The 3,449-nt window shown below is 39.7% G+C and carries 3 protein-coding genes; 2 read left to right on the top strand and 1 reads right to left on the bottom strand.

Annotation, left to right across the window (positions count from 1 at the left end):
* A partial coding sequence (locus F6K13_RS24355; RefSeq protein WP_287288637.1) for a HEAT repeat domain-containing protein occupies positions 1–723 on the top strand: 723 nt, incomplete at its 5' end.
* Between the two features lie 260 nt (positions 724–983).
* Here the strand turns inward: F6K13_RS24355 and F6K13_RS24350 are convergent.
* Complete coding sequence (locus F6K13_RS24350; RefSeq protein WP_240038927.1) at positions 984–1,088, bottom strand: DUF3611 family protein; 105 nt, start codon at positions 1,086–1,088, stop codon at positions 984–986.
* Between the two features lie 489 nt (positions 1,089–1,577).
* On the opposite strand from F6K13_RS24350, the gene hflX reads away from it, so the two are divergent.
* Positions 1,578–3,299, top strand: coding sequence for a GTPase HflX (gene hflX, locus F6K13_RS24345; protein ID WP_124144717.1), 1,722 nt, complete (start codon positions 1,578–1,580; stop codon positions 3,297–3,299).
* Positions 3,300–3,449: the final 150 nt, after the last annotated feature.

Below are 3,449 nucleotides of genomic sequence, written 5' to 3'. Positions count from 1 at the left end.
AACGATTCCGAACAGTCCCCCTCTAAATGGCCTAGATTCCCAGAAACCTCTTATTTGGCCAATAAAAACAATTCTTTAGATTCTTTTGTCCCCCCATTACAGAAGTCTGGAGAAAATACTTCTGTAGAAATTTCAAAACATAGTTTAAAATCCCATAATTTAGATATTAAAGCTGAAAATTTTTCTACAATTGAGAGTGAAGAAAATAACCACTATGAGCGACCAGAAAATAAAGTGAATTTATCACAAGCAAATAATCAACATTCTACAGTTGAAGACTCTAGAGATATTACTCTGCCAAATAACTATCCTTTACCAGAAGTTAATGTTGTTGAAGAATTAATTAGTGGTCTACAAAATTTTGACCCGAAAAAACGGCATAATGCTATCTGGGAATTAGGTCAAAGAGGAGATTCTAGAGCTGTTCAACCATTAGTTAATTTACTGATAGATTCTGATTCTAAACAGCAAAGTTTAATTTTAGCGACTCTCTCAGAAATAGGAACTAAAACGTTAAAACCAATGAATAGAGCTTTAGCAATGTCAATGCAAAATGACAATGCAGAAGTCAGAAAAAATGCTATCCGAGATTTAACTCGAATTTATGAGTTAATCATTCAAACAACTAGCTTATTGCAACAAGCAGAATATGACCCAGACCCTGAAGTTGAAAAAACAGCAAAATGGGCTTTAGAACAGTTAAATAGAATTCGTCCAAGGTGAGTTCAACAATTAACAATTAATAATTAATTATTAATTATTACCTCTTCTGTAATAGAAGGATTGGCTAAAAGTATTTTTTTTCCTTATCTTGGCCGATGGTTGGCCAGCGAGGAGACCCGAAGAGTGACAGAGCCGCTACCTCTTACAGAGGAGCTTTCCTATGGTCATGCTGCGCAAACGCTAACGCTAATGCCATCCCACCCTTCGGGAATCTCCAAAGATCGACCGCTTTTTCTCCATGAATGGAGAGGCTTTATACTTTAATTTTTCGGTAACCAAAAACCAATTCGTCCCCAACGACGAAACGCAAAAGCAATTTCCTGAATGCTTGGTGGAGGAGAGTCTGGCATTAAAAAATTCAACATAATTACCGAAAAATTGTGGGTATGCGCCTCCCTTTTTAAAGGGATAAAAAAAGAGACTATTCCTGATGTCAAACCTCCTTATTGCAGAGGTACTGATAACTGATAACTGATAACTGAAATGATCGGTCTTATCAAATTATCTTTAAGGTAGATCGCAAGGAATAAATTAAGTTAAAACTCCATTGATTTGAAGCCACCACTTAAGACTTATATTATGTCCGGTAGCATCGGTATTGTATAGCAAAGGAAGGCAACAGGCAACAAACAGGAAGGCAATTGAGCAAGAAAAAAACTTAAATTTCCTGTAGATATCCACGCTAACTTTTACACAAACGATACCAACGGACATGATATTATTTATATTTCCACAAAAATTGTACAAAGGTAATATATCAAGTGGACTGTGTTGAACTCAAAAATTAGGATTATAATAGAATATTTATAATTCTAAAGTAGTATTAGAGAGGGGCCACATTTTCGTGGCTAGGAATGCCTATCGAAACCATCTACGGAAATCTTCAAGGTCTAAAATCTAGCCAACTTAAACAACTGCAAAGGTTGTACCATCAGCGATTACCAAGCGATTGCCTAACTACCTCAGAATTTGCCCAAAGAGTCGCCTCAATCAGCAAAGAAGTTGGCCAACCAGTCTGTGTTTATGTCAATCGTAGAGGAAAAATTATCCGGGTAGGAATTGGCACACCCCGCCAAACCCAAATTCCTCCTCTAGAATTACCCCGTTACGGTGCAAGTCGCCTTAGTGGTATTCGTTGCATCGCTACTAACCTGAAACCAGAAGTGCCTTCAGAAGCGGCTCTGACTGCAATGGTGATTCAACGACTTGATGCTCTGGTGGTGCTTACCCTCACAGGTGAAGGATTTAAACGCAAGGGGGGTGGAGCTACTGGTTACATTAAACAAGCTTATTTAGCTCACTTGTTACCTACTCAAACAGATCGGACAGATACCAATATCCAAGAATTACCGTTTTGGACGGTATCACCCCCTCTGAGTCTGGATATGCTTGCTAAACAAGACTTTATTGACTTGATTGATGGATTAGAAGCAGAATTTGAAAGAGAATTTATTGCTCAAGAAGTTGATTCTGACCAAGATAAGGTTCTGTTGGTGGGACTAAAAACAGACAAAATGAAGGATAGGGAATTTGAAGATGGGTTAGCAGAATTAGCTAGACTTGTTAATACTGCTGGAGGTTTGGTATTAAAGACAATGCAACAGAAGCGATCGCAACCCCATCCTCAAACTGTGGTGGGAGAGGGTAAAGTCCAAGAAATTGCTCTGACTGTTCAAACTGTGGGAGCTAATTTAGTTGTATTTGACCGCGACCTTTCTCCTGCTCAAGTTCGTAACCTAGAAACTAAGGTTGGTGTGAGAGTTGTAGACCGTACTGAAGTTATTCTCGATATTTTTGCTCAACGCGCTCAGTCTCGCGCCGGAAAATTACAGGTCGAACTTGCTCAACTAGAATATACTATCCCGCGTCTTACAGGTCGAGGTGAGGCAATGTCTCGTCTTGGTGGTGGTATTGGTACTAGAGGACCTGGTGAAACTAAGTTAGAAACGGAACGTCGGGCAATTAATGCTCGAATATCTCGGTTGCAGAAAGAGGTAAATCAGTTACAAGCACATCGTTCCCGTCTACGTCAACATCGTCAAAGTCAAGAAGTACCAACGGTGGCAATAGTTGGATACACTAATGCTGGTAAGTCTACATTACTGAATACACTTACTAAATCAGAGGTTTATGCTGCAGACCAATTGTTTGCAACTCTAGACCCTACTTCTCGTCGTCTGATTATTCCTGATGCAATTACGGGTAAGCGAATTCCGATTGTGATTACCGACACAGTGGGATTTATTCACGAACTCCCACCTACCCTAATTGATGCTTTTCGGGCAACCCTCGAAGAGGTGACAGAAGCAGATGCTTTACTTCATGTTGTCGATCTGTCTCATCCTGCTTGGCAAAGTCAAATACGTTCTGTGATGACTATTTTGGCGGAAATGCCAGAAACTCCAGGACCTGCTTTAGTTGCTTTTAACAAGATCGATGAAGTAGATGGAGATACTTTAAGATTTGCTCACGAAGAATATCCGATGGCAGTATTTATTTCTGCTGCTAAAGCTCTAGGTTTGGAAACTTTGCGTCAACGACTTGCACAACTTATTGATTATGTTATTGCTTCTTGAACAAGTAGAAATTAAGATAAAGCATTGACTACTCCCCTGGCTAAAGTCGAGGGGATTCTAAGCAGATACTACGCAACAGGATAAATCCGTGTTGCTCCGTCTATTCTTAGCTGACCAAAGATAAACTCTCTGGGGACAAGTCAAAGTGCC

The sequence above is a fragment of the Okeania sp. SIO2B9 genome, from assembly GCF_010672505.1.
Taxonomy (GTDB): domain Bacteria; phylum Cyanobacteriota; class Cyanobacteriia; order Cyanobacteriales; family Microcoleaceae; genus Okeania; species Okeania hirsuta.
Note: the sequence above shows the minus strand (reverse complement) of the source record. Positions and strands in the feature narration are given on the sequence as shown.

What these genes read in the sequence shown, in the direction of transcription:
- F6K13_RS24350 (WP_240038927.1), bottom strand. Translation starts at nt 1,088, where the DNA reads ATGTTGAATTTTTTAATGCCAGACTCTCCTCCACCAAGCATTCAGGAA.
- hflX (WP_124144717.1), top strand. Translation starts at nt 1,578, where the DNA reads ATGCCTATCGAAACCATCTACGGAAATCTTCAAGGTCTAAAATCTAGC.